We start from the raw sequence: 2,012 nt of genomic DNA on the forward strand, positions 1-2,012 counted from the left end.
AGGTTGCGCTGGGTCAGCAGTGCGTCGAGCACGACGAGAAGGTTCAGATCAAGGCCTTTGAAGCGCATCGCTTTCACTTATCCATAGCGTGAATGCTCGCGATCTAAACAATCGATTTTACCAAACTTCCAGGGCGCTGCATAGATGAACATGCACCCGATCACGCCACGGCTTCTGTAGCGTGTGCTGGGACATGACTTGCAAGTAGCCGATCATGTCGAGCTCTCCGCTTTCATCCGAAAGGCCTATGGGCCGACAGGGGCTTTCAGGCGGTCGTAGCTGGGCCGGTGCAAGGCCGGAGGTTCGCGAATGTGCACGGCGTAGCGGCTTACTTGGACCTGCTGCGCCGTTCATCACGTTGGCGAGGTTGATTTCTTGGTAGGCGAACTCGGATTGTACAGGGTGCATCCGGATCTTGAGAGACTCGGAATGAGCCATTCTATCCACGTCATGCGTCCGGTGCAGCAGCAGCTTGGCATTCCGTTCGCTTTTGGCACGGTTCGGCATGCGCTGCGGAATTATCTTGAGAGGTTCTGCAGAGACGTCCTGGCGACCATAGTGCCGGGCCATCGCGTCGCCACACATGATCGCGACCGCCACTGCGCTCCAGGTTTGCGATCAGGCACTGGGATTTCGTCCGCTCGGTTGCAGCCAGTCGGCCCTCGATACCACGCCGCGATCCGCGTAAATTTCGATCTTTTCACCGAAACTGGCGTGCTCGCCGTGCCCAGAAACGGCCGGTAGCAACCGCAACAGATGGGCTGGAGTCTGATGCTTGATCAAATAACAGTCGGAGCGAAGGGACGCGGCTCGCGCCCAGCAGAGACAAACGACCGAGACCTAAGCCTTGATTTCGTCAAAGGTATACTAATTACTTTAGTGATAATTGGGCACTTATTACAATATTTAATTTATCGAGGCACTGATGATTTCTGGACGTCTCCGTATTATAAGTCGATCTACATGTTTCACATGCCTCTCTTTATGGCAATAAGCGGATATCTTTCTTATGGGGCAATTTTGCGAAAACCGTTCATTCAAGGGGTCGGCAATCGAGCAACGCAGTTACTACTACCAATGCTTTTTTGGTGTGCGTTAATTTGGACACTAAAGTCCGCCATGATCCCTCCTGCGACAAGCTTAACTGATGGATTGCTGGACTTTTCGAAGGAACTCATTGGAACATACTGGTTCATATGGGCGGCGTTTATCTCGTTCATTCTAATTAGACTGTTTGCAATTTCCAATCGCGTATCGATGTGGATTATAAGCGCATCTGCAATTGCGGTCGCATTCGCGCCCATCACATTATCAATAACCCCGTCATTAAGATACACTTACCCATTTTATTGTCTCGGGTTCTTGCTTGCGCAGCCGATCGGATGGCAGAAAATTATCATTTGGGCACACAAATCGATTTTTGTAGTTTTACTGTCGATAACAGCTTTCATATGCTTTATTTTGTGGGGCAAGGAGACTTACGCCTACAACAATCTCGTTTTAATTCATGATAAACAGTCGGCTGAACAAGTATTTCTGATGTTCACTGGCTCGGCAGCAGCTTCTGCAGTAGCGATGCAGCTTATGTTCCAATGCTGGAGAATTGTCTATTCGACCAGAATAGCTCACTTTGTCGCGGTGGAGCTTGGTCAGAGCACGCTGCTGCTTTATCTGGTTCAGGGTGCCGTGTTTCGCCTCACGGATTTTATACAGTTTGGAGAAGTCTGGAATCTCACGACCAGAATCGCGTTCGCAAGTGTTCTTGGAGTGGCGATTGTCGTCACAGCACTGGCAATTCGCAAGATTGCGCGCGACCTTGGATATGTGTCGCAGATCCTTGTCGGAGCGCCGCCACGCCCAAGTCTGCTCAAATCTCAATCTGCAATAAATTAGCCACACACAATGGTCGCGATGACAAGCAACCACGTTACGGACAGATAAGGCATGCGTTTCAAAGGCCTTGATCTGAACCTTCTCGTTGTGCTCGACGCACTGCTGACCGAGCGCAACCT

The 2,012-nt window shown here is 50.6% G+C and carries 1 protein-coding gene and 1 pseudogene; both read left to right on the top strand.

Translation table 11 applies throughout. The features are described 5' to 3' along the window. Nucleotides 1-183: 183 nt before the first annotated feature. Nucleotides 184-744: pseudogene (locus AC0L2Z_RS35190) on the top strand (GNAT family protein). 27 nt (nucleotides 745-771) lie between these two features. Next, entirely contained in the window at nucleotides 772-1,893 is a 1,122-nt protein-coding gene (gene nolL / locus AC0L2Z_RS35195) for a nodulation factor fucose acetyltransferase NolL (protein ID WP_473630617.1), read from the top strand. Nucleotides 1,894-2,012: the final 119 nt, after the last annotated feature.

Source organism: Mesorhizobium sp. WSM4850, assembly GCF_055811735.1.

What these genes read in the sequence shown, in the direction of transcription:
- nolL (WP_473630617.1), top strand. Translation starts at nt 772, where the DNA reads ATGCTTGATCAAATAACAGTCGGAGCGAAGGGACGCGGCTCGCGCCCA.